Origin of the sequence: Klebsiella sp. ZJOU C1 (genome assembly GCF_035620215.1) — a bacterium.
GTDB classification, from domain to species: Bacteria; Pseudomonadota; Gammaproteobacteria; order Enterobacterales; family Enterobacteriaceae; genus Klebsiella; species Klebsiella variicola.
The window spans coordinates 690,004-712,085 of record NZ_CP141644.1 but is presented as its reverse complement, the minus strand read 5'-3'; the positions used below and the strand labels follow the sequence as shown (position 1 = coordinate 712,085).

At 57.9% G+C, this 22,082-nt stretch carries 21 protein-coding genes and 1 other annotated feature; of the genes, 6 read left to right on the top strand and 15 right to left on the bottom strand.

Annotated features, from left to right (window positions below):
• Window positions 1-2 precede the first annotated feature (2 nt).
• The 5 genes from thrB to yjjY form a co-directional block, all read right to left on the bottom strand.
• A complete protein-coding gene (thrB, locus tag SPE70_RS03375; RefSeq protein WP_008807508.1) occupies window positions 3-932 on the bottom strand; it encodes a homoserine kinase in 930 nt (309 codons plus the stop codon).
• A 1-nt stretch (window position 933) separates the two neighbouring features.
• Window positions 934-3,396, bottom strand: coding sequence for a bifunctional aspartate kinase/homoserine dehydrogenase I (thrA, locus tag SPE70_RS03370; protein WP_008807509.1), 2,463 nt, complete (start codon window positions 3,394-3,396; stop codon window positions 934-936).
• Window positions 3,397-3,421: 25 nt separating this feature from the next.
• Window positions 3,422-3,539: a sequence feature (Thr leader region), on the bottom strand.
• Entirely contained in the window at window positions 3,478-3,546 is a 69-nt protein-coding gene (gene thrL, locus SPE70_RS03365) for a thr operon leader peptide (RefSeq protein ID WP_004222578.1), read from the bottom strand. (Overlaps the previous feature by 62 nt.)
• A gap of 211 nt (window positions 3,547-3,757) precedes the next feature.
• Window positions 3,758-4,444 carry a tRNA/rRNA methyltransferase gene (locus tag SPE70_RS03360; protein WP_022065748.1) on the bottom strand — a complete coding sequence of 229 codons (687 nt, stop codon included), beginning with the start codon at window positions 4,442-4,444 and terminating at the stop codon, window positions 3,758-3,760.
• Between the two features lie 396 nt (window positions 4,445-4,840).
• The gene (gene yjjY / locus SPE70_RS03355) at window positions 4,841-4,981 is read right to left on the bottom strand and encodes a YjjY family protein (protein WP_001541509.1); all 141 of its coding nucleotides are present in this window, start codon (window positions 4,979-4,981) and stop codon (window positions 4,841-4,843) included.
• 95 nt (window positions 4,982-5,076) lie between these two features.
• Here yjjY and arcA point away from each other — a divergent pair, with 95 nt between their 5' ends.
• Window positions 5,077-5,793 (top strand): two-component system response regulator ArcA, encoded by a 717-nt coding sequence (gene arcA / locus SPE70_RS03350; RefSeq protein ID WP_002887843.1) that lies wholly within the window; start codon window positions 5,077-5,079, stop codon window positions 5,791-5,793.
• A gap of 62 nt (window positions 5,794-5,855) precedes the next feature.
• Here arcA and creD read toward each other — a convergent pair whose 3' ends face one another.
• The 4 genes from creD to creA are packed head-to-tail and all read right to left on the bottom strand — an operon-like array spanning window position 5,856 to window position 9,874.
• Window positions 5,856-7,214 carry a cell envelope integrity protein CreD gene (gene creD / locus SPE70_RS03345; protein WP_064170625.1) on the bottom strand — a complete coding sequence of 453 codons (1,359 nt, stop codon included), beginning with the start codon at window positions 7,212-7,214 and terminating at the stop codon, window positions 5,856-5,858.
• A 60-nt stretch (window positions 7,215-7,274) separates the two neighbouring features.
• The gene (gene creC, locus SPE70_RS03340) at window positions 7,275-8,699 is read right to left on the bottom strand and encodes a two-component system sensor histidine kinase CreC (protein WP_044650241.1); all 1,425 of its coding nucleotides are present in this window, start codon (window positions 8,697-8,699) and stop codon (window positions 7,275-7,277) included.
• The gene (gene creB / locus SPE70_RS03335; RefSeq protein WP_016160268.1) at window positions 8,699-9,388 is read right to left on the bottom strand and encodes a two-component system response regulator CreB; all 690 of its coding nucleotides are present in this window, start codon (window positions 9,386-9,388) and stop codon (window positions 8,699-8,701) included. Before creB ends, creC begins: the two co-directional genes overlap by 1 nt.
• Before the next feature lie 12 nt (window positions 9,389-9,400).
• A complete protein-coding gene (creA, locus tag SPE70_RS03330) occupies window positions 9,401-9,874 on the bottom strand; it encodes a protein CreA (RefSeq protein WP_012542917.1) in 474 nt (157 codons plus the stop codon).
• 209 nt (window positions 9,875-10,083) lie between these two features.
• On the opposite strand from creA, the gene robA reads away from it, so the two are divergent.
• Window positions 10,084-10,953 carry an MDR efflux pump AcrAB transcriptional activator RobA gene (gene robA, locus SPE70_RS03325; RefSeq protein ID WP_008807515.1) on the top strand — a complete coding sequence of 290 codons (870 nt, stop codon included), beginning with the start codon at window positions 10,084-10,086 and terminating at the stop codon, window positions 10,951-10,953.
• On the opposite strand, the gene gpmB is transcribed toward robA, so the two are convergent.
• Window positions 10,950-11,597 (bottom strand): 2,3-diphosphoglycerate-dependent phosphoglycerate mutase GpmB, encoded by a 648-nt coding sequence (gene gpmB, locus SPE70_RS03320; protein WP_008807516.1) that lies wholly within the window; start codon window positions 11,595-11,597, stop codon window positions 10,950-10,952. The two genes, robA and gpmB, sit on opposite strands and share 4 nt — an antisense overlap.
• Window positions 11,598-11,710: 113 nt before the next feature.
• Here gpmB and yjjX point away from each other — a divergent pair, with 113 nt between their 5' ends.
• The gene (gene yjjX / locus SPE70_RS03315) at window positions 11,711-12,226 is read left to right on the top strand and encodes an inosine/xanthosine triphosphatase (RefSeq protein WP_008807517.1); all 516 of its coding nucleotides are present in this window, start codon (window positions 11,711-11,713) and stop codon (window positions 12,224-12,226) included.
• On the opposite strand, the gene trpR is transcribed toward yjjX, so the two are convergent.
• Together trpR and sltY are read right to left on the bottom strand one after the other, a co-directional pair.
• Window positions 12,213-12,542 carry a trp operon repressor gene (gene trpR / locus SPE70_RS03310; RefSeq protein ID WP_012542918.1) on the bottom strand — a complete coding sequence of 110 codons (330 nt, stop codon included), beginning with the start codon at window positions 12,540-12,542 and terminating at the stop codon, window positions 12,213-12,215. The genes yjjX and trpR overlap by 14 nt on opposite strands.
• Window positions 12,543-12,630: 88 nt before the next feature.
• On the bottom strand, window positions 12,631-14,568 hold the full coding sequence (gene sltY / locus SPE70_RS03305; protein ID WP_023297040.1) for a murein transglycosylase: 1,938 nt from the start codon (window positions 14,566-14,568) through the stop codon (window positions 12,631-12,633).
• Window positions 14,569-14,796: 228 nt separating this feature from the next.
• Between sltY and ettA the strand changes: the two genes are divergently transcribed.
• Window positions 14,797-16,464, top strand: coding sequence for an energy-dependent translational throttle protein EttA (gene ettA / locus SPE70_RS03300; protein WP_012968984.1), 1,668 nt, complete (start codon window positions 14,797-14,799; stop codon window positions 16,462-16,464).
• 175 nt (window positions 16,465-16,639) lie between these two features.
• On the opposite strand, the gene nadR is transcribed toward ettA, so the two are convergent.
• From nadR to serB, 3 genes are read right to left on the bottom strand one after another with little or no spacing between them, the layout of a single operon-like run.
• Window positions 16,640-17,872, bottom strand: a complete 1,233-nt coding sequence (nadR, locus tag SPE70_RS03295) for a multifunctional transcriptional regulator/nicotinamide-nucleotide adenylyltransferase/ribosylnicotinamide kinase NadR (protein WP_002887802.1) — start codon at window positions 17,870-17,872, stop codon at window positions 16,640-16,642.
• A gap of 21 nt (window positions 17,873-17,893) precedes the next feature.
• Entirely contained in the window at window positions 17,894-19,276 is a 1,383-nt protein-coding gene (radA, locus tag SPE70_RS03290) for a DNA repair protein RadA (RefSeq protein ID WP_002887800.1), read from the bottom strand.
• Between the two features lie 9 nt (window positions 19,277-19,285).
• A complete protein-coding gene (serB, locus tag SPE70_RS03285) occupies window positions 19,286-20,257 on the bottom strand; it encodes a phosphoserine phosphatase (RefSeq protein ID WP_016160266.1) in 972 nt (323 codons plus the stop codon).
• Between the two features lie 104 nt (window positions 20,258-20,361).
• Here serB and SPE70_RS03280 point away from each other — a divergent pair, with 104 nt between their 5' ends.
• Together SPE70_RS03280 and lplA are read left to right on the top strand one after the other, a co-directional pair.
• Window positions 20,362-21,009, top strand: a complete 648-nt coding sequence (locus tag SPE70_RS03280) for a YtjB family periplasmic protein (RefSeq protein ID WP_012542920.1) — start codon at window positions 20,362-20,364, stop codon at window positions 21,007-21,009.
• Complete coding sequence (gene lplA, locus SPE70_RS03275; RefSeq protein ID WP_064170626.1) at window positions 21,009-22,025, top strand: lipoate--protein ligase LplA; 1,017 nt, start codon at window positions 21,009-21,011, stop codon at window positions 22,023-22,025. Before SPE70_RS03280 ends, lplA begins: the two co-directional genes overlap by 1 nt.
• The last annotated feature ends 57 nt before the right edge of the window (window positions 22,026-22,082 follow it).

Here is a 22,082-nt window from a genome sequence, read left to right as displayed (position 1 = left end):
GGTTATCCCACTACGCGTGCGCCCGCCGTGTCCAGCCGGCAAATATGAACAAAGCCTTCCTGATTCTGCAGATAGTGCGCGCCAAGCCAGTCGGCGACGCGCTGTGCGGTGTCCGGTTTATCACACAACGCAAACAGCGTCGGGCCAGAGCCGGAGATGCCGCAAGCCTGCGCACCGATCTCCATTGTCGCCTGGCGCGCTTCGCTAAAGCCCGGCAACAGTTTGGTACGGTACGGTTCGGCAATGACATCTTTCATCAATTTTGCCGCCAGCTGCGGCTGGCGGGTGTAGCAGGCATGAATAAAGCCCGCGAGGTGGCGACCATGGGCGATACAATCCTGGCGGCGGTATTGTGCCGGCAGAATCGCCCGCGCTTCGGCGGTGGATACTTTAATCCCCGGATAGGCCAACACCCACAGCCACTCATCAAACCCCGGCACCTGCTGGCTGATAATCCCGTTCTCTTCGATCATCAACTGCATGCCGCCAAGATAGCACGGCGCCACGTTATCGTAGTGAATGCTGCCGGAGATACGCCCTTCCATCTCCCCCATCAGCGCCAGCATCCGCGTCTCGTTGAGCGGCTTACCGCAGAACTCGTTCATGGCCACCAGCGCGGCGACCACCGAGCAGGCGCTGGAGCCGAGCCCGGAGCCGATCGGCATGTTTTTTTCCAGGGTCATCGTCACCGGTACCGTCTTACCGATCTCCCGGCAAAAGCTTTCCCAGCACTGATAAACAATGTTTTCCTGCGGCGCCGTCGGCAGTTTGCTGGCAAAGCGTCCCAGATTGTGCAGACTGAATTGCTCCGCCGCTTCAACAGTGACGTTATCGCCCAGCAGCGTGCCATCCACCGGCGTGACCGCCGCGCCCAACACATCAAACCCGACGCTCATATTGGCACTGGAAGCCGGGGCATATACTTTGACCATCTTAAACTCCTAACTTCCAGGACAAGGTGCGCAGCAGGTCGGCAAATACGCCGGCCGCCGTGACGTCGTTCCCGGCGCCATAGCCGCGCAGCACCAGCGGCAGTGGCTGATAATAGTGGCTGTAAAAGGCCAGCGCGTTCTCACCATTTTTGACTTTGAATAATGGATCGTTGCCGTCAACGGCGGCAATTTTCACGCGGCAGGTACCATCCTCTTCGATGTTACCGACGTAGCGCAAGACTTTACCTTCATCACGTGCCTTAGCAACCCGCGAAGCAAACCCATCGTCCAGCGAGGGCAGACGGGCCATAAAGGTTTCGACGTCGCCGCTGGCGTCGAAGTCCGCCGGCAGCGCCGACTCCACGATAATGTCTGACAGCTCCAGTTCACGCCCGGTCTCACGGGCCAGAATCAACAGCTTACGCGCGACATCCACCCCGGATAAATCGTCGCGCGGATCCGGCTCGGTATACCCCATCTCACGGGCCAGCGCCGTCGCGGCTGAGAAACTCACCCCCTCGTCCAGCTTGCCGAAGATAAAGGACAGAGAGCCGGAAAGGATCCCGGAGAAGTGGCGCAGCTCATCGCCGGCGTTGAGCAGGTTCTGCAGGTTCTCAATCACCGGCAGGCCAGCGCCAACGTTAGTGTCATAGAGGAACTTACGGCGCGAGCTGCTGGCCGCATGGCGCAGCTGGTGATAGTAATCCAGCGAAGAGGTATTGGCCTTTTTGTTCGGCGTCACCACATGGAAACCTTCGCGCAGGAAGTCGGCGTACTGATCGGCGACCGCCTGGCTGGAGGTACAGTCGACGATCACCGGATTGAGCAGGTGGTACTCTTTCACCAGGCGGATCAGACGGCCAAGATTAAACGGCTCTTTCGCCTCCGCCAGCGCTTCACTCCAGTTCTCCAGATTCAGGCCATGAACGCTGGTCAGCAGCGCCTGAGAATTGGCTACACCGCAGACGCGCAGATCGATATGTTTGTTCTTCAGCCATCCCTGCTGGCGCTTGATCTGCTCCAGCAGCGCGCCGCCGACACCGCCGACGCCGATGACAAACACTTCAATCACCTGGTCGGTGTTGAACAGCATCTGATGGGTCACGCGCACGCCGGTGGTGGCGTCGTCATTGCTGACCACCACCGAAATAGAGCGCTCGGAAGAGCCCTGGGCAATCGCCACGATATTGATATTGGCGCGGGCCAGCGCCGCAAAAAATTTCGCCGAGATACCGCGCAGGGTACGCATCCCGTCGCCCACCACGGAGATGATGGCCAGACGCTCCATAATGGCCAGCGGCTCCAGCAGCCCCTCTTTCAGCTCGAGATAAAACTCATCTTCCATCGCCCGTTTGGCACGCGCGCAATCGCTCTGCGGCACGCAGAAACTGATGCTGTACTCCGAAGAGGATTGGGTGATCAATACCACCGAGATGCCAGCGCGGGACATGGTGGCGAAGACGCGTGCCGCCATGCCGACCATACCTTTCATCCCCGGACCGGAGACGTTGAACATCGCCATATTGTTGAGGTTAGAGATGCCTTTCACCGGCAGGTCGTCTTCATCGCGACTGGCGCCGATGAGCGTTCCCGGCGCCTGCGGGTTGCCGGTATTTTTGATCAGGCATGGGATCTGAAACTGAGCGATAGGGGCAATGGTGCGCGGATGCAGCACTTTCGCGCCAAAGTAGGAGAGCTCCATCGCCTCCTGATAAGACATTGATTTCAGCAGACGCGCATCTGGCACCTGGCGCGGATCGCAGGTATACACCCCGTCGACATCGGTCCAGATTTCGCAACAGTCCGCGCGCAGGCAGGCGGCCAGTACCGCCGCCGAATAGTCGGAGCCGTTACGCCCCAGCACCACCAGTTCGCCCTTCTCATTGCCGGCGGTAAATCCGGCCATCAGGATCATATGGTCTGCCGGGATCTGGCTGGCGGCAATGCGGCGGGTGGATTCGGCGATATCGACGGTGGATTCCAGATAGTGGCCCACGGCGAGCAGTTTTTCGACCGGGTTAATCACACTGACTTTATGTCCACGGGCTTCCAGCAGACCCGCCATGATGGCGATGGAGAGCTTTTCGCCACGGCAGATCAGCGCGGCATTAACCCCATCCGGGCATTGGCCCAGCAGGCTGATGCCGTGCAGGACATGCTTAATCTGAGCAAATTCCTGCTCAACGAAGGCTTTCAGTTGGGCAAGCGGGAAAGCGGGCTGGGCATCGGCAAGGCCCTGGAGAAGTTCGGCAAAAATGCGTTCAGCATCGGCAATATTCGGGAGGGCATCCTGGCCACCGATCGTTTTTTCAATCATCGCCACCAGGTGGTTGGTGATCTTCGCCGGGGCAGACAGTACGGTCGCTACCTGCCCCTGCCTGGCATTACTCTCCAGAATATCGGCAACCCGCAGAAAACGTTCCGCATTTGCCACTGATGTACCGCCGAACTTCAACACTCGCATGGTTCTTACCCCTTGATCTCTTGTCAAAAAAAAAGCCCGCACTGTTCAGGTGCGGGCTTTTTTCTGTGTTTCCTGTACGCGTCAGCCCGCACCGTTACCTGTGGTAATGGTGGTGGTGATAATGGTGGTAATCATGCCGATGCGATTCATGGATGTTGTGTACTCTGTATTTTTATCTGTCTGTGTGTCCTGCCTATATTGGTTAAAGTATCTGCCTTCTTAAGTCAATGAATTTCTCAATTAACCCCATTTCAGCCAGCTTACGTATTGCGCCGTCATGGCAAGAAAAAACATCCAGTTCGGCGGAATTTATCCCACAAAAACAGCACAGATAACTATAACTAAAAAATATGATAGAGCTTTATTCTGGTAGGTTTTTTTCAATATCATGCAGCAATCGATGCAACATTGCCGTGTCGCGCTGCTGCAGCAGCCCCATTCGTTGCGCCAGCCAGTCGGCCAGTTTGGCATCCTCCTCCGCGCCTAAACGCGAAAGCAATGCCTCGGTGCGGATGCGTAACGCCTGCAGCTGATGATGATCTGCCGCGGTGGCGGCGGGAGCCGTTTGTTGCATAAGCGATGCTAATTGATAACAGTAGACCATCACCGACTGGCCGAGATTGAGCGATGGATAATCCGCTACCATCGGCACGCCGGTGAGCACATCGGCCAGGGCCAGCTCCTCATTGCTCAACCCGGAGTCTTCACGGCCAAAAACCAGCGCCGCGTGCGTCATCCACTGCGCCTTCTCCTCCAGCAGTGGCAACAGTTGCTGCGGCGTGGCGTAGTAGTGAAACCGCGCGCGACTGCGGGCGGTGGTGGCGACGGTAAAATCGACGTCGTGCAGCGCCGCAGCAAGGGTTGGATAGGTAGTGACGCCATCGAGGATGTCACCTGAGCCATGCGCCACCCAGCGTGCCGCTGGCGCCAGGTGGGCTTCACTGTCCACGATCCTGAGATCGCGAAATCCCATCGTTTTCATTGCTCTGGCAGCGGCACCGACGTTTTCTGCCCGGGCTGGGGCGACTAAAATAATCGTTAAACGCATTGCGGTTTCTTTCTCTCTCTCAGGCGTTGGTGAAGCGCTGGCCCCACCATTTTACGCGGTGAAAATTTACAAATTTGCAACAAAAATCACTAAAATTGCGTTTGCTTACCCATAAAAAAATCTAAACTGTTCTCAGGAGGCCATGACGAGGAGTATGTTAACAGAACCCATTTATCCATATGATGGGCAATGAAATTTCATCTGAGCCATCGTTCCATGCATTGGATTCACTGTATTTATTAATTTATCCACGCAACTAGTTGAGCTGTGTAAGGATTGTGACTATAAAGAGCATGACGATGCAATGATTTCACAAGACTGTTAACGTGCTACAATTGAACTTGATATATGTCAACGAAGCGTAGTTTTATTGGGTGTTCGGCCTCTCTTAGCCTGTTATGTTGCTGTTAAAATGGTTAGGATGACAGCCGTTTTTGACACCGTCGGGTCCAGAGGGAAAGTACCCACGACCAAGCTAATGATGTTGTTGACGTTGATGGAAAGTGCATCAAGAACGCAATTACGTACTTTAGTCATGTTACGCCGCGCATGTTAATTTGCGACATGCAGCAGGCAGGTCAGGGACTTTGGTACTTCCTGTTTCGATTTAGTTGGCAATTTAGGTAGCAAACATGCAGACCCCGCACATTCTTATCGTTGAAGACGAGTTGGTAACACGCAACACGTTAAAAAGTATTTTCGAAGCAGAAGGTTACGATGTATTCGAAGCGACCGATGGCGCGGAAATGCATCAGATCCTGTCTGAAAATGATATCAACCTGGTAATCATGGATATCAACCTGCCGGGTAAAAATGGTCTTCTGCTGGCGCGCGAGTTGCGTGAGCAGGCTGACGTCGCGCTGATGTTCTTAACCGGCCGCGACAACGAAGTGGATAAGATCCTTGGCCTCGAAATCGGCGCTGACGACTATATCACTAAACCGTTTAACCCGCGTGAGCTGACCATCCGCGCGCGCAACCTGCTCTCCCGTACCATGAATCTCGGTACCGTGAGCGAAGAGCGCCGCAGCGTGGAGAGCTACAAGTTCAATGGTTGGGAACTCGATATCAACAGCCGCTCACTGGTGAGCCCGAACGGCGAGCAGTACAAGCTGCCGCGCAGTGAATTCCGCGCGATGCTGCACTTCTGCGAAAACCCGGGCAAAATTCAGTCTCGCGCCGAGCTGCTGAAGAAAATGACCGGTCGCGAGCTGAAGCCGCATGACCGTACCGTTGACGTGACCATTCGTCGGATTCGTAAACACTTCGAATCCACTCCGGATACCCCGGAAATCATCGCCACCATTCACGGTGAAGGCTACCGTTTCTGTGGCGATCTGCAGGAATAATGCGTTTTATTCCGCAGCCATGATGTGAAAACGGCGCCTCAGGGCGCCGTTTTTTTATGTCGTCACTCTTTCCAGAGGCGCAGCTTGTCGTCATCGGCAGCCGGCGGCGGGGGCGCACTGCCTTTCGGTAACGATAACGCATACCAGTCCACCCGGCGGGTCAAAAACATCAGGACGCTCAGCGCCAGTACCAGTACCCCGGTACCCAGCAGTAGCGCGCTGTCCTCGGAATGCAGCAGAAACCACATCACACCATCCAGCAGCAGCAGCGCGGCGACAAACAGCAGGCTGTTACGCCATCCCCTGAGCACTGCCTGTAAATAGACCCCGTTCATCACCGCGCCGGACAGGCTGGCCGCCAGCCAGGCGGCGGTAAATCCAACATGCTCCGAGAGCGCCAGCAGCACCAGGTAAAACAGCACCAGCGACAGGCCCACCAGCAGATACTGCATCGGATGCAGGGGACGACGGGTCAGGCTCTCGAACACGAAAAAAGCCATAAAGGTGAGCCCGATTAACAGGATGGCATATTTTGTCGCCCGATCGGTTAGCTGGTACTGGTCGGCAAGGGACATCACATCGGCACTGAACGCCGGCAGCCGCGACCACGGGATCTCCATATCATCCTTAAAATAGCTCCCCATATCGTTGGCGAACCAGCTGCTTTGCCAGTGGGCGCGATAGCCGGCAGCACTCACTTCCCGTTGCGTTGGCAGGAAGCTGCCGAGAAAGCCGGGATGCGGCCAGTTACTGGTTAACTGCAGCTCGCTGTTACGCCCGATCGGCACCAGTGAAAACTCTCCCGTCCCGTTCAGATCGAGTGAAAAGGCAATCTCAAGCGGCTTGTTGTCCTCCGCCAGCGCAGGCATTGGCATATGAATACCTGCGCCATCGCCGCTTATCCCCAGCCCCGGCTCCACGCTTAATACGTTACCGTTGACCTCCGGGGCATGGATGGCGCCAATGCCGCGGGCATCGCCGACGCTCACCACCAGCCGCGGCGGGCCTAAGACGATATTCGTTTTTCTCAGCGCCGCCAGACGCAGCGGATCAAACGAGGCCTTAATCTGCAAGGCGTTATGCCAGACCTGGCCGCTGTAGATGCCCACCCTCCTCGACTCCACGGTCTGTTTGCCGGTGACCGCCAGCGACTCCGGCAGCCAGTAATACACCCAGCTCCGCTGATAGTTGACCTCTTTTTGGTTCTCCATGCGGGTCAAGGTCTCGGTTATCGGAATAGCGATCAGCGGCCCGGCAAGTTTTTGCGAACCACTGGTGCTTTGCTCAATGGCGTCCACCACTTCGCTACGATAATCCGCCCGCTCATTAATAAGCTCCCTGACCATCATTAACGGCAAAGATAACAGCACAACACAACCGATTAACGTGGTGATTTTCCAGAATAACGGTGATTTCAACATAGCCTTTCTCCCTATCGTGATGGCCTCACTGTAGAGCGGCTATGTGGGGGGAATTTGAAGCTATGTGAAGGGACGGTGAAGTCGCAGCGTGGCGACCACGCCGCCTTCGGGCCGATTGTGCAGATGAATATCACCCTGATGCAGGCGCGCGACTTCACGAACGAACGCCAGTCCCAGGCCGCTGCTCTTATGGCCGTCTTCGCGCGGTAGCGAGTAGAATCGCTCAAAGATTCGTTCCAGGGCATAGTCCGGAATACCGCACCCGTTGTCGATAACGCTCAATTGCACCTCTTCATTTCGCTTCTCCGCAGCCAGGGCGATCTCGCCGCCCTTGGGGGTAAAGTCAATCGCGTTGTCGAGCAGATTACCCAGCGCCTGGGCCAGCAGCTCGCCATCGCCATTGACCAGCATCCCACTCTCCCGCCAGCGCAGGGTGATAGCTTTCGCCGCCAGAGCGATGTCACGCTCCTCCGTCAGCCGTTGGTATAGCGCATCTATCGACACCGGCTGCTGCTTTATCTCCAGCCGGCTTTCCAGTCGCGCCTGCTGGAGCAGCCGCTCCACCAGCAGTTGCATCCGGGTGTTTTGCGCGAGGATATTATCAGTAAACCGCGCCGCTACCTCAGGCGGCGGCCCTTCGCGCAGGATCTCCGCCGCGCCGCGGATGGCCGCCAGCGGGCTTTTCAGTTCATGGGTCAGGTCATAGACATAGTTTTCGATGGCATTCTTACCTTCGAGCTTTACCCGCATGCTCTCCAGGGCCTGGGCCAGCTTGCGCAATTCGCTGCTGCCAACCTCCGGCAGCGGCAGCGGGCGCTCAGCGGTCACCGAGTCCGCATAGCGCACCAGCTTGCCGATAGAGAAATTGATCCACCAGACGACGCCGACGCCAATCAACAACGCAATGCCCAGCAGGGCGCCGCCGGCCCAGAGGATCCGCCGTTCGCTGCGCTTGATGACCGGCGTCATCGCCAGGTTGGGTTTACCGACGCTCAACACCCCGATAATCCGCCCCTTATCCATCACTGGCGCGGCGATATACATGACTGAGCTGGTTTCATCATGCGGATCGCTGCGCGTACTGCGCGCGCCGTACTGGCCGCGCAGGGTGAGCCAGACATCATTCCAGCGCGAATAGTCCTGCCCTGTCGCCTGTCCGCTGGAGTCAAACACCACCTTGCCCCTGGCATCGGTCAGATAGACACGGTACTCATTACGCACCTTTTTAATTCCGCCAATATGGGCGTTGATCGGCTGCTGGTTGAGCCGTTGAAAGGCCTGAGCCAGCCTGCCCTGCTGCGGATTTGCCGCCTGCAGGTCCTCACGCGCCAGCGCCGCCAGCAGCGTGGCGGTATCGTTGAGGGTCCCCTCCGTCGCCCCGCGCACGCCTGGCTTCACTTCCTGGACAAAGATCGACAGCACAAACCACGCGGCGATAGCGACGATAAGAAAATAGCCCAGCAGCAGGCGCATGCCGATACGCATCAGCCACGCCCCAGGCTGTAGCCCATGCCGCGATGGGTATTGATCGGCGTAACCTCGGGATTCACGGCCCGCAGCTTGGCGCGCAGGGTTTTGATATGGGTATCGACGGTACGGTCGAGGCTTTCCCAGGCATCGCTCCACACCAGCTCCATCAATTGCTGACGGGAGAAGACGCGACCAGGCGCGTGAAGCAGGGTTTTCAACAGCAGGAATTCGTAGCGCGTCAGGTTCAGCGGCTGGCCGAACCAGCTTATCGACGCCGCCTGCTCATCGAGCACAAACTCGCCGACGCGCACCACCGGCGAAGGCGCGGCAAACTTCTGCAGTCGCCGCAGCACGGTTCGCACCCGCGCGCAGACTTCGCGCGGCGAAAACGGCTTGGCGATATAATCGTCAGCGCCGATTTCCAGCCCCAGCAGCTTATCGACCTCGTCGCTCCGCGCCGTCAGAAACAGCACCGGCAGCGCCGGATAACGCGTCTGCAGGCGCCGACAGAGCTCAAAGCCGCTGATATCCGGCAAGCCGACGTCAAGGATGGCGACATCGGGCGCCTGATGCGCCGCCGCCTCCAGCGCGGGCAACCCGCGGCCAAAGACGGTGACCTGGAAGCCCTCCTGCTGCAGCGGGTAAACCAGGGTATCAGCGATACTCTGTTCATCCTCGACTAACCAAATCCGTGGCTGCTGCATGCGCGCTCCCGTTTATTTATTCCATGGCATGATCGGCACGGCGCTGATGGCGTTCTTCGGCGAGCCATCAACCACTTTATCCGAGTAGGTCAGATAGACCAGCGCATTGCGCTTCGCATCATAGAAACGCACGACCTGCAGTTTTTTAAACACCAGCGAGGTGCGCTTCTGGAACACCACGTCGCCCTGGCTTTTGCCGTTTTTGATTTTGTCCGTCAGCTCAATCGGCCCGACCTGCTGGCAGGAGATGGCCGCGTCGGAGGTATCTTCCGCCAGCCCCAACCCGCCTTTGATCCCGCCGGTTTTCGCCCGGCTGATATAGCAGGTCACGTTCTGCACATCCGGATCGTCAAAGGCTTCGACGACAATTTTGTGATCCGGCCCTAACCATTTGAAGACCGTATCCACGGAACCAATCTGCTCCGCCTGAGCCATCTGGCAGCCGGCCAGCAGCAGCAGGCCCATCGCAAACTTCTTGTATTTCATATTGTTACCATTATTAAAAAATATAGCTGAGTGATTATCACGCACTTAGCAGAAAAGGTTTATAGATCACAGCTTTACAAAATTATCGTTCAGCTCCACTGACCTTCCGCATTTAAAAGCAAAAAAAACACTGAATGCTAAAACATCAAAAAATGCTATTATCCGCTACTTTAATATCAGGCACCTGTGTTTAAGGATGGGGACATTTTATGGATCAAGCAGGGATTATTCGCGATCTCCTTAGCTGGCTGGAAGGTCACCTGGATCAGCCGCTTTCTCTGGACAATGTGGCGGCGAAGGCAGGTTATTCCAAGTGGCATTTACAGCGAATGTTTAAGGATGTCACCGGCCATGCCATCGGTGCCTATATTCGCGCGCGCCGGTTATCGAAATCTGCTGTCGCATTACGTCTAACCGCCCGTCCAATCCTTGATATTGCGCTTCAGTACCGTTTCGACTCCCAGCAGACCTTCACCCGGGCATTTAAAAAGCAGTTCTCGCTGACGCCGGCGCTCTACCGCCGCTCCCCGGACTGGAGCTCGTTCGGTATGCGTCCGCCGCTGCGTCTTGGCGAATTCACGCTGCCAAAACATGAATTTGTCGCCCTGCCCACCACTCAGTTGCTCGGCGTCACCCAGAGCTATACCTGTAAGCTCGAGGAAATCTCCGATTTCCGCAACCAGATGCGCGTCCAGTTCTGGCGGGACTTCCTCGGCAATTCGCCGTCGATCCCTCCGGTGCTCTACGGGCTGCATGAGCCGCGTCCGAGCCTGGAGAAAGACGATGAGCAGGAAGTGTTCTATACCACCGCGTTGACGCCGGAGATGGCTAATGGTCATCTGCAGAACGCCCACCCGGTCACCCTGGAGGGCGGCGAGTATGTCATGTTCACGTATGAAGGACTGGGCACCGGCCTGCAGGAATTCATCCTGACGGTCTACGGTACCTGCATGCCGATGCTAAACCTGACCCGTCGCAAGGGGCTGGATATTGAACGCTTCTACCCTGAAGATGAAAACCGGGATCAGGCTACGCCGATTCAGTTACGCTGCGAGTATCTGATCCCGATTCGTCGTTAACGCTGCAGCTCGTCCATCGCGGGGGCGTCAAGATGCGAGACGTCGCCCGCCGTTTCCACCACCCAGCCGGAAGCCAGCCACGGGCTTTGCTGATAGTCAACGCGCGAGATAGAGCAGTTGCGCAGTCGCAAACGACGCTCAGCGTATGCTGGCAGCCCTAAAATCGTGCTCACCAGGCAGCCCAGCGCAATCCCATGACTCACCAGCAGTGGTCGGCTACCGGCCGGTAATTCCAGACAGGATGCCAGCGCCGCATGCATCCGCTCGCTGAGCTCCTGCATCGATTCGCCCTGCGGAATACGGCCATCCGGCGTGCCGTTGACCAGCTGGCGACGCCAGCCCTCTTCTTCGTCGCTGAGCGAGTCGATATGGCGCTTCTCCAGCACCCCCATATCCAGCTCGCGCAGACGCGCATCGGCGATCACGCTGCAGCCGCAGGCTTCGGCGATAATCTCTGCTGTGCGGCGGGTTCGTCCCAGATCGCTGGTAATAATATGGGTGATCCCCAGCGTTCTGGCGCGCTCGCCAACCTGCCAGGCCTGGCGCTCACCGTGTGCGGTCAGCGGGCTATCGGACTGACCCTGAATACGTCGCTCGGCGTTCCACTGCGTTTCACCGTGGCGAACAAGGTATACCTGTAACATGCTTTTTTTCCGTTCTGGACTCGTTATCAACCGGGTTTGGGCATTACCGCCTGCCCTGAGGGTGATTTAGAGTATACTGCGATGACGTTAGTTTATTCTGAGTTGTTTTGATTATGCACCATGTTGTCTCAGCGACCACTAATCCCGCCAAAATTCAGGCAATTCTGCAGGCTTTTAACGAGATTTTCGGCGAAGGATCCTGCCATATTGAGTCCGTCTCCGTCGAGAGCGGCGTGCCGGAACAGCCCTTCGGCAGCGAGGAAACGCGCGCTGGCGCACGAAATCGCGTCGCCAATGCGCGTCTTGTCCAACCCAGTGCCGATTTCTGGGTGGCCATTGAGGCCGGTATCGACGATGGCAGCACCTTTAGCTGGGTGGTCATTGAAAGCGCTGATCGGCGCGGAGAAGCGCGCTCAGCCACACTGCCGTTACCTGAGGTAATTCTTGAGCAGGTTCGCGCTGGTGAAGCCCTGGGACCGGTCATGTCGCAGTATACCGGCATCGACCAGATCGGTCGTAAAGAGGGAGCGATTGGGGTTTTCACCGGTGGAAAATTAACCCGCAGCAGCGTTTACCATCAGGCGGTCGTGCTGGCGTTAAGCCCGTTTCATAACGCTATTTATCGCTAGTCAGCAGCGTCTGTTCCAGCCACTGACGCAGTTCGGCCGGCGCTGATTTCAGGCTGTTCGACCCGCGGGTAATGGTCGCAATCCCGGCGCCGAGCTCATTTTTCAGTTCGCGCTGGCTCATCTCACCGCGCAGCAGCTCTTCAATAATGCGCACCCGGGTGCCCAGCGCTTCGCGCTCGTCGGGCGTCAGCATCAGCTGCAGCAATGGCAGATGCAGATCCTCAGCATAGGCCTGTTGTAACAGCGCCACAAAGCGCAGCCACTCCTGATGACGTTGTTCGGCAACGGCCGCGGAATAAGGAGATTGTTGGGTCATATCGCGCCACCATATTGAGACGGGCAGCTTACGCTGCCCGTCGAATGTACTCTTCAACGAGTACAAAGCATAACATACTTCCCGGCGATCAGTAACGCTGCCGCCACTCCGCATCGCTGAAGAGCTTATCCTGCTGCCCCATAAAGTAGCGATAGTAGGCGTCATAGGAGAGGACATTCTTCACGTAGCCGCGGGTTTCCGAGAACGGAATACTCTCGACAAACGCCACCGCATCGATCCGTCCGGCGCTGTTCCCCTGCCAGGTACGAACCCGGCCCGGCCCGGCGTTATAGGCCGCCGAGGCATAGATACGGTTATTGCCGAACTGCTGGTAGACATACTGCAGATAGCTGGTGCCGATGTTGATGTTGGTTTCCGGATCCAACAGCTGCGACGGGCCGCTGTAGCCGGGAATGCTGAACATGCTGACGGTATGCGTCGCGGTGCCCGGCATAATCTGCATCAGTCCGCTGGCGCCAACCGGCGAGCGCACTTTCGGGTTCCAGGCACTCTCCTGACGGGCAATCGCCATCGCATAGCTCTGCGGGATATCTTTGCCACTGATGTAACGCGCGAACAGATCGTTATACGCCAGCGGGAAGCGCTCCTCCAGCTGATCCCACAGTTTGCCGGCGATCGTCGCCTGCACGCTCAGATCCCACCAGTGCTGATCAAAAGCGTAACGCGCCAGCTGCGCCTGCTGGGATTTGGTTCGGCTGGTGACGAGGTTCGCCCATTCGGTGCGCGCGGTGTTATCCATATTCCAGTACATCAGCTCGCGTACCCGCGCCATCTCCGGACCGGAAGCCAGCGCCGGATCGATCGTTCCCGAGGCTTTATCGATGCGGAAGGTATACTCCTCGCCAAGTCGCTGCGCAGCGACCATCGGATAGAAGCCTCGCTGTTGCATCAACGAGCGAAGGATCGCCTGCGCCTCCTCGTCCCTGCCGCGCTCAAGCAGCAGATCCGCTTGCCAGTAGCGCCATTCGTCTTTCTCTTTCGCCTCCATCGGCAGGCGCGCCAGCCAGGTGTTCAGGCCATGGCGATCGCCCGTTCCCAGCGCCATCCGCACGCGCCGCTCCACTAGCGGCGTGGACTGTGAGCGCATAATCGCGTCATCGCGCCAGATAGCCTGCTCTTCGGTTACATCGGTACCCATCAGGCGCCAGGCGACAATATCACGTAGCTCCTGAGTTTGATCCTCGTTGAGCTGCTGAGCCTGCACCAACGAAGGGATCATCAGGCGGGCATTTTCCACATCCTGACGGGCGACGCTGGCGAAGGCGACGGCGGCCATCTGGCGGGTAAAGTCCGTCGCCCCGGTGGTGCGGGCGAAGGTCAGAACACTATTTGGATCGTTAGCCAGGGCGACGACGGCGGAAGCGATGCTCTGATAGTTGCCGGGCATTTGCTGAGCCAGCGATTTGACCAGCCCGATATTGCCGGCCTTCATCGCCAGGCGGATCCGTTCGAGATAGGCCAGCGGATCCTGCTGTCCGGAGTCACGCCAGGCGCTGAACAGCGGCTCACAGGCGCCAGGCTGGTTCTTGCCCGTCAACCACAGGTCTTTCGCCCCGCTCCAGGCTTCCTGCGACTGCCCCACGCTCAACTTGGCGTAGTAATAGTTGCACTGTGCCTCGGTGCTGGTCGGCTTATCAGGACTAAACGCCAGTAGGCCGCGCCAGTCGCTGCGCCGGGCCAGTTCATTCACGAAGCGCGAACGTAAGGAACGCGCCGGGGGCAGCGTCGGATTGGCGTCAATAAAGTTTTTCACCACCAGCGCCGGCTGGTTCATCAGATCGTCGGTGATCTGCCGGTACTGCAAATAGGGGTACAGGGGATAGGTGCTTAACGTGGGCATCAGCTGGTCGACCACATCCATCTGCCGGTTATCCCACGCCTGCTTAATTTGTGCGTAGCGGTTGCGCTGTTCATCCAGTGAATCCGCATGCGCCAGCTGACTCAACGTCAACAGACCAACGCTGGCAGCCAAAAGACGCCACGCCATTTTTTTGGCTTTTTCCACAAGCTCTTCCTCTTTCCGGTGCATTTTCGCAGCATCGTGCCGCTTAAAAGCCCCCGCCGGTTCGGCAGGCAGCTTTACTTATGCTAATCAGACAACGCTAAACGCGCCATGTCCTGGACATTTTTTTACGCTTCTGTGAATCCTGTCGCCTCGCTGGGATTAGCGCGCGAAAAAGGCTACACTTCGGCTTTGAACTATCTATCAAAATAGAAAGAGGCGAAGTCCAACGTGGCTCAATTCGTTTATACCATGCATCGTGTCGGCAAAGTGGTTCCGCCGAAACGTCATATTTTGAAAAATATCTCCCTCAGCTTCTTCCCTGGCGCGAAAATCGGTGTGCTCGGTCTGAACGGCGCCGGTAAGTCTACCCTGCTGCGCATCATGGCCGGTATCGACACCGAGATCGAAGGTGAAGCGCGTCCGCAGCCTGGCATCAAAATCGGCTACCTGCCGCAGGAGCCGCAGCTCAACCCGGAGCACACCGTGCGCGAGTCCGTTGAAGAAGCGGTCGCCGAAGTGGTTAACGCGCTGAAGGGTCTGGACGAAGTGTATGCCAAATACGCCGAGCCGGATGCGGACTTCGATAAGCTTGCCGCCCAGCAAGGCAAGTTCGAAGAGATTATCCAGGCGCACGACGGCCACAACCTGAACGTGCAGCTGGAGCGCGCGGCCGATGCCCTGCGCCTGCCGGACTGGGATGCGAAAATCGCGAATCTTTCCGGTGGTGAACGCCGCCGCGTCGCGCTGTGCCGCCTGCTGCTGGAAAAACCAGATATGCTGCTGCTCGACGAACCGACTAACCACCTGGACGCCGAGTCCGTCGCCTGGCTGGAACGCTTCCTGCACGATTTCGAAGGCACCGTGGTGGCGATTACCCACGACCGTTACTTCCTCGACAACGTCGCCGGCTGGATCCTCGAACTTGACCGCGGTGAAGGTATTCCGTGGGAAGGCAACTACTCCTCCTGGCTGGAGCAGAAAGATCAGCGTCTGGCGCAGGAAGCTTCTCAGGAAGCGGCGCGTCGTAAATCCATCGAGAAAGAACTCGAGTGGGTTCGCCAGGGCGCGAAAGGCCGTCAGTCCAAGGGCAAAGCCCGTCTGGCGCGCTTTGAAGAGCTTAACAACGTCGAATACCAGAAACGCAACGAGACTAACGAACTGTTCATTCCGCCAGGCGCGCGTCTGGGCGATAAAGTTCTGGAAGTCAGCCATCTGCGCAAATCCTACGGCGACCGCGTGCTGATTGACGATCTGAGCTTCTCGGTACCGAAAGGCGCTATCGTCGGCATCATCGGTCCGAACGGCGCGGGTAAATCCACCCTGTTCCGTATGATGTCCGGCCAGGAGCAGCCAGATTCCGGCACCATCACCCTGGGTGAAACCGTTAAGCTGGCCTCCGTCGATCAGTTCCGCGACGCGATGGACAACAGTAAGACCGTGTGGGAAGAAGTATCCGGCGGCCTGGATATCATGAAGATCGGCAACACCGAGATGCCGAGCCGCGCCTACGTGGGCCGCTTTAACTTCAAAGGCGTCGACCAGGGTAAACGCGTTGGCGAGCTGTCCGGCGGTGAGCGTGGTCGTCTGCACCTGGCGAAACTGCTGCAGGTCGGCGGTAACGTCCTGCTGCTCGATGAACCAACCAACGACCTGGATATCGAAACCCTGCGCGCGCTGGAAAACGCCCTGCTGGAGTTCCCGGGCTGCGCGATGGTTATCTCGCACGACCGCTGGTTCCTTGACCGTATTGCCACCCACATTCTGGATTACCAGGATGAAGGTAAGGTTGAGTTCTTCGAAGGTAACTTTACCGAATACGAAGAGTATAAGAAACGCACCCTCGGCGCCGACGCGCTGGAGCCGAAGCGAATCAAGTACAAGCGTATCGCGAAATAAAACGCAAAAAGGCAACTTCGGTTGCCTTTTTTATTGTTTGCTCCCTCTCCCATTGGGAGAGGGTTGGGGTGAGGGCAAGGTAAATGCAAAAAGGCAACGCAAGTTGCCTTTTTTAGGGTTTGCTCCCTCTCCCACCGGGAGAGGGTTGGGGTGAGGGCAACAGCCCGCAGAGGACCTACCCCTGCTCGCCCATCAGCTGTTTCACCAGCTCAACGCAGCGCAGGAACCGGGCATCGTAGTCCGACTCCTTAACATGGACAAACTCGATCTCGTTCTCTTTCAGCAGCGACACCAGCAGCGACTGAAACTCTTTACGATCCACCGAACTCCCAAGGCTGCGTAACCCATCGGCCACCCACGGGGTATTGTTCTCCAGCAGGATCACCAGGTCGAAACGGTATTCATCAATCAGCGCCTGCACGAACGGGTGCTCACGCCCCTCGTACTTCAGGCAGAAGGCCTGAGTGCTGACGAAGTCGGTATCGATAAACGCCACCTTGTTGGCGTATTTCACTGCAAAATCAATATACTGCGCATGTCCGAGGGCAATTTTATCGTAATCCGAATACTGGAGCGCCATCTCATCGCCGCCAAGATGCGAAAAGACATAATCCCGGCCATATTCCCAGGCGCTGGTGGTATTGAAGATATTGGCGAGCTTATTCACCAGCGTCGATTTACCGCTCGACTCGCCGCCGAGGATCGCCACCGTCCGCACAAAGAACGGTTTCACTTCCGTCGGAATATATTCCCAGTAGCGGAACGGGTTCTCGCGGATCTGCCCGCCGCTAATATTCATAAAGGTCCGCTTAGGATCGATAAGCACCGTCTCGATCCCCAGATGCTCAAGGTACTGCGGCGCATCGGCCTCTTCCGAGGTATAGATCCGGTTCGGCTCGATCCCTTTTTCACTCATAAAAGCGCGGATCCCATGGCTCCAGACGTCCCAGCCATGCGGATAGGGCTCCATCCCCTCTTCATTGAAGGCGTGGATGCGAATATTCTTCTGATATTTAAAGGTCTGCAGCAGCCAGCGCAGGCGGTCAGGCACCGTCGGCTGCTGCGACATGGCGCTCTCTTCAAACAGCTCGCGGTCGCGGGTATCGTCATAGCCCATGATGATATGCAGCTCATCGACCTGGCTACAGGCGCGCTGTATCAGATAGATATGCCCGGTATGCAGCGGGTAAAACTTACCAAACACCACCCCGACGCTTTTCTGCCGGCGGGGAAACTCCAGCCCGAGGAAACGATGCAGCGCTTCAAGCTTCTGCGCGCTCGGGCTTTTGATTTTGGCATTCAGCAGCTGGCTGAGATACCCCTTGGTCATTCCGCTGGCTTCCGCCACCTGCTGCAGGGTACAGCCTTTCTGCTTAATGGCGCTTTTTAAATAGTCAAATGACGACATCGCTAATCTCCTTTTAACTTATTATAAGTCGTCAAAAACGCTTAGCGCGTCTGAAAGCTTTTTCACACCAAAGATTTGCATGCCTTCCGGTACTTTTTTCGGCACATTGGCCGCCGGGACGATGGCGCGGCGGAAACCATGCTTCGCCGCTTCGGATATACGCTCCTGACCGCTCGGCACCGGGCGAATTTCCCCGGCCAGCCCGACTTCGCCAAAGACCACCAGATCCTGCGGCAGCGGGCGATCGCGCAGGCTGGAAACCATCGCCAGCAGCAGCGCCAGGTCAGCGCTGGTTTCGGTAACCTTCACCCCGCCAACCACGTTGACGAAGACGTCCTGATCGGCCATCTGCAGGCCGCCGTGACGATGCAGCACCGCCAGCAGGATCGCCAGACGGTTCTGTTCCAGCCCCACCGCCACGCGGCGCGGGTTGGACATCATCGAGTGATCCACCAGCGCCTGGATCTCCACCAGCAGCGGGCGGGTCCCTTCCCAGACCACCATCACCGAACTGCCGGAGGTGATTTCATCTCCCCGGCTAAGGAAGATAGCGGAGGGGTTGCTGACTTCGCGCAGGCCCTGCTCGGTCATGGCGAAAACGCCGAGTTCATTGACCGCGCCAAAGCGGTTTTTGTGGCTGCGCAGGGTGCGGAAACGGGAATCGGCATCCCCGTCCAGCAGCACCGAGCAGTCGATACAGTGCTCCAGCACCTTCGGACCGGCCAGCGAGCCATCTTTGGTGACGTGGCCGACCATCACAATCGCCACGCCGCGAGTTTTAGCAAAGCGCGTCAAATAAGCCGCGGTTTCACGTACCTGGGCGACACTGCCCGGCGACGACTGCACGTCGGCCATATGCATCACCTGGATGGAGTCGATCACCATCAGCTGCGGCTTTTCTTCATCGGCGATCTGACAGATCTGCTCAATGCTGGTTTCCGAGAGCATGTTCAGGTTGGCCGTCGGCAACCCGAGACGATGGGCGCGCATCGCCACCTGTTGCAGGGACTCCTCCCCGGTGACGTACAGGGTTTTCATCCCCTCCGCAAGTTTGCAGAGGGTTTGCAGCAGCAGCGTCGATTTCCCGGCGCCGGGGTTGCCGCCAATCAGGATCGCGCTGCCCGGCACTACGCCGCCGCCCAGCACGCGGTCAAACTCTTTAAAGCCGGTGGAGAAACGCGGCAGCGCCTCCAGGCTGATATCTGACAGCTTCTGCACCTTCGACACGCCGGCGTTACCGGCATAGCCTGAAAGACGCTCGTTTCTCGCCACCTGCGGCGACGCGGCGATGCGCATCTCGGTGATGGTGTTCCAGGCATGGCAGGCGCTGCACTGCCCCTGCCAGCGCGGATAATCCGCACCACATTCATTACAGACAAATGCGCGTTTTGGAGCTTTCGCCACGTTTACCTCTTACTTTTGGTTCATGCTGCCCGAGAGAATACAGAATACCCCCATCAGGTCAGCGTGGCGGATAGTCACTTCCGCCTGTTCATTCACTTTAGGCTTCGCGTGATAGGCGATGCCGAGGCCTGCCGCCTTAATCATCGGCAGGTCGTTGGCGCCATCACCGATAGCCACAGTTTGCGCCGTTGGGATCTCATACTTTTCCGCCAGCTTGCGCAACGTATTGGCTTTATATTTCGCATCGACGATATCGCCGAGCACGTTGCCGGTGAGCTTGCCGTCGCGGATCTCCAGTTCATTGGCGAACACCGCGTCGAGATGCAGCTTGTCGCGCAGGTACTCGGCAAAGAAGGTGAAGCCGCCGGAGGCGATCGCCACTTTCCAGCCTAACGTTTCCAGCTTGAGCACCAGCTGTGCCAGGCCCGGCATCAGCGGCAGCGCGTCGCGCACCTGCAGCAAAATACTGGCATCCGCATCTTTCAGCGTCGCCACGCGCTGGCGCAGGCTGGCGGTGAAGTCCAGCTCCCCACGCATCGCCCGCTCGGTCACTTCCGAGACCAGCTCGCCGGTGCCAGCCAGTTTCGCAATCTCATCGATGCATTCGATCTGGATCGCCGTGGAGTCCATGTCCATCACCAGCAGGCCCGGGGTGCGCAGATGGGGGATTTTACCCAATGGCGCGACGTCCAGCCCCGCCTCATGCGCCAGTCGCGTCGCACGGGGAGTCAGCGAACCGGCCAGGCGGATCACCTGGTAATCCTCGACCACCCAGGAGGCAACGATCACTAACGCGGCGCCCAGCTCGCGCTGCCAGTCCGTCAGACGGCGCTTATTCAGCCCACGCCCGTACAGCAGCCAGCCGCTGCGCCCGGCGTGATAATCCAGCGGCATGACCTCATCGCCGCTCAGGGAAAGCGGCAACCCAGGCCACAGGGAAACGTCTTCAGGCAGGTCGCACCAGGTCAAACTGTTAGGCATTACGGCTCCACATCTCTTCATTCAGGCGAGGAAAATAACGCATGAGGCTACCTTGTAACCAGCGCTTCTGGCAACATTAAGCTGCAAATTTTCAAAGGTGGAATATGGTTCGCGCAAAACTGAAATTCCGGCTGCATCGTGCGGTCATTGTCCTTATCTGTCTGGCGCTGCTCGTCGCACTGATGCAGGGCGCCTCGTGGTTCAGTCAGAACAGTCAGAAACAACGCAATCCGCAGCTGGAAGAGCTGGCCCGCACGCTGGCGCAGCAGGTGGTACTGAATCTCGTGCCGCTGATGCGCAGCGAAACACCGGACGAGAAGCGCATTAATCAACTGTTGACGCAGCTGACCCATAACAGCCGCGTACTGGACGCCGGCGTGTATGACGAACAGGGCGACCTGGTGGCACGCTCTGGCGAAAGCGTCGAGGTTCGCGACCGGCTGGCGCTGGATGGCAAAAAAGCCGGCGGCTACTTCAACCAGCAGATTGTCGAGCCGGTTCCGGGAAAAAACGGCCCGCTGGGCTACCTGCGTCTGACCCTCGATACTCATACCCTGGCGACCGAGGCGAAGCAGGTGGATAATACCACCAATATATTACGCCTGATGCTGTTACTGTCCCTGGCTATCGGCGTGGTGCTAACCCGCACGCTGCTGCAGGGTAAACGCACCCGCTGGCAGCAATCGCCCTTCCTGCTCACCGCCAACAAGCCGGTTGAGGATGAAGACGATGAAAAGAAAGGAAATCTATAATGTCCACATTGCGCCTCCTGCTCTCTGACTCTTACGACCCGTGGTTCAACCTGGCGGTCGAGGAGTGTATTTTCCGCCAGATGCCCGCCACCCAGCGGGTGCTGTTCCTGTGGCGCAATGCCGATACCGTGGTCATCGGCCGCGCGCAGAATCCGTGGAAGGAGTGTAATACTCGCCGCATGGAGGAAGATCACGTGCGGCTGGCCCGTCGCAGCAGCGGCGGCGGCGCGGTGTTCCACGACCTCGGCAATACCTGCTTTACCTTTATGGCAGGCAAACCGGAGTACGACAAAACCGTCTCCACCGCTATCGTGCTGGCGGCGCTCAATTCACTCGGCGTAACCGCCGAAGCCTCCGGGCGCAACGATCTGGTGGTCAAAACCGACAGCGGCGATCGCAAGGTGTCTGGTTCCGCCTATCGTGAGACCATAGACCGCGGTTTCCATCACGGCACCCTGCTGCTGAATGCCGATTTAAGTCGCCTCGCTAACTACCTTAACCCGGACCAAAAAAAGCTACAGGCCAAAGGCATTACCTCGGTGCGCGGTCGCGTGGCGAACCTGGTTGAGCTGCTGCCGGGTATTACTCATCAGCACATTTGCGAGGCGATTCAGGAGGCGTTCTTCAGCCATTACGGCGAATGGGTGGACGCTGAGGTGATCTCCCCGGACAACACGCCGGACCTGCCGAATTTTGCCGAGACCTTCGCCCGCCAGAGCAGCTGGGAGTGGAACTTCGGCCAGGCGCCGGCCTTCTCTCATCTGCTGGACGAGCGCTTTCGCTGGGGCGGCGTTGAGCTGCATTTTGACGTCGAGAAAGGCCATATCACCCGCACGCAAGCCTTTACCGATAGCCTGAACCCGGCGCCGCTCGAGGCCCTGGCGGCACGCTTAGTTGGCTGTCAGTATCGGGCGGAAGTCTTGCAGCAGCAGTGTGAGGCGCTGGTCGGCGATTTCCCGGAGCAGGAAGCGGAACTCAAAGAACTGTCGGCGTGGATAGCCGGCGCGGTGCGCTAATAAAAAAAGCCCGCTGCGCTTAGCGGGCCTGGAAAACCGTAGGCCGGGTCAGGCGAA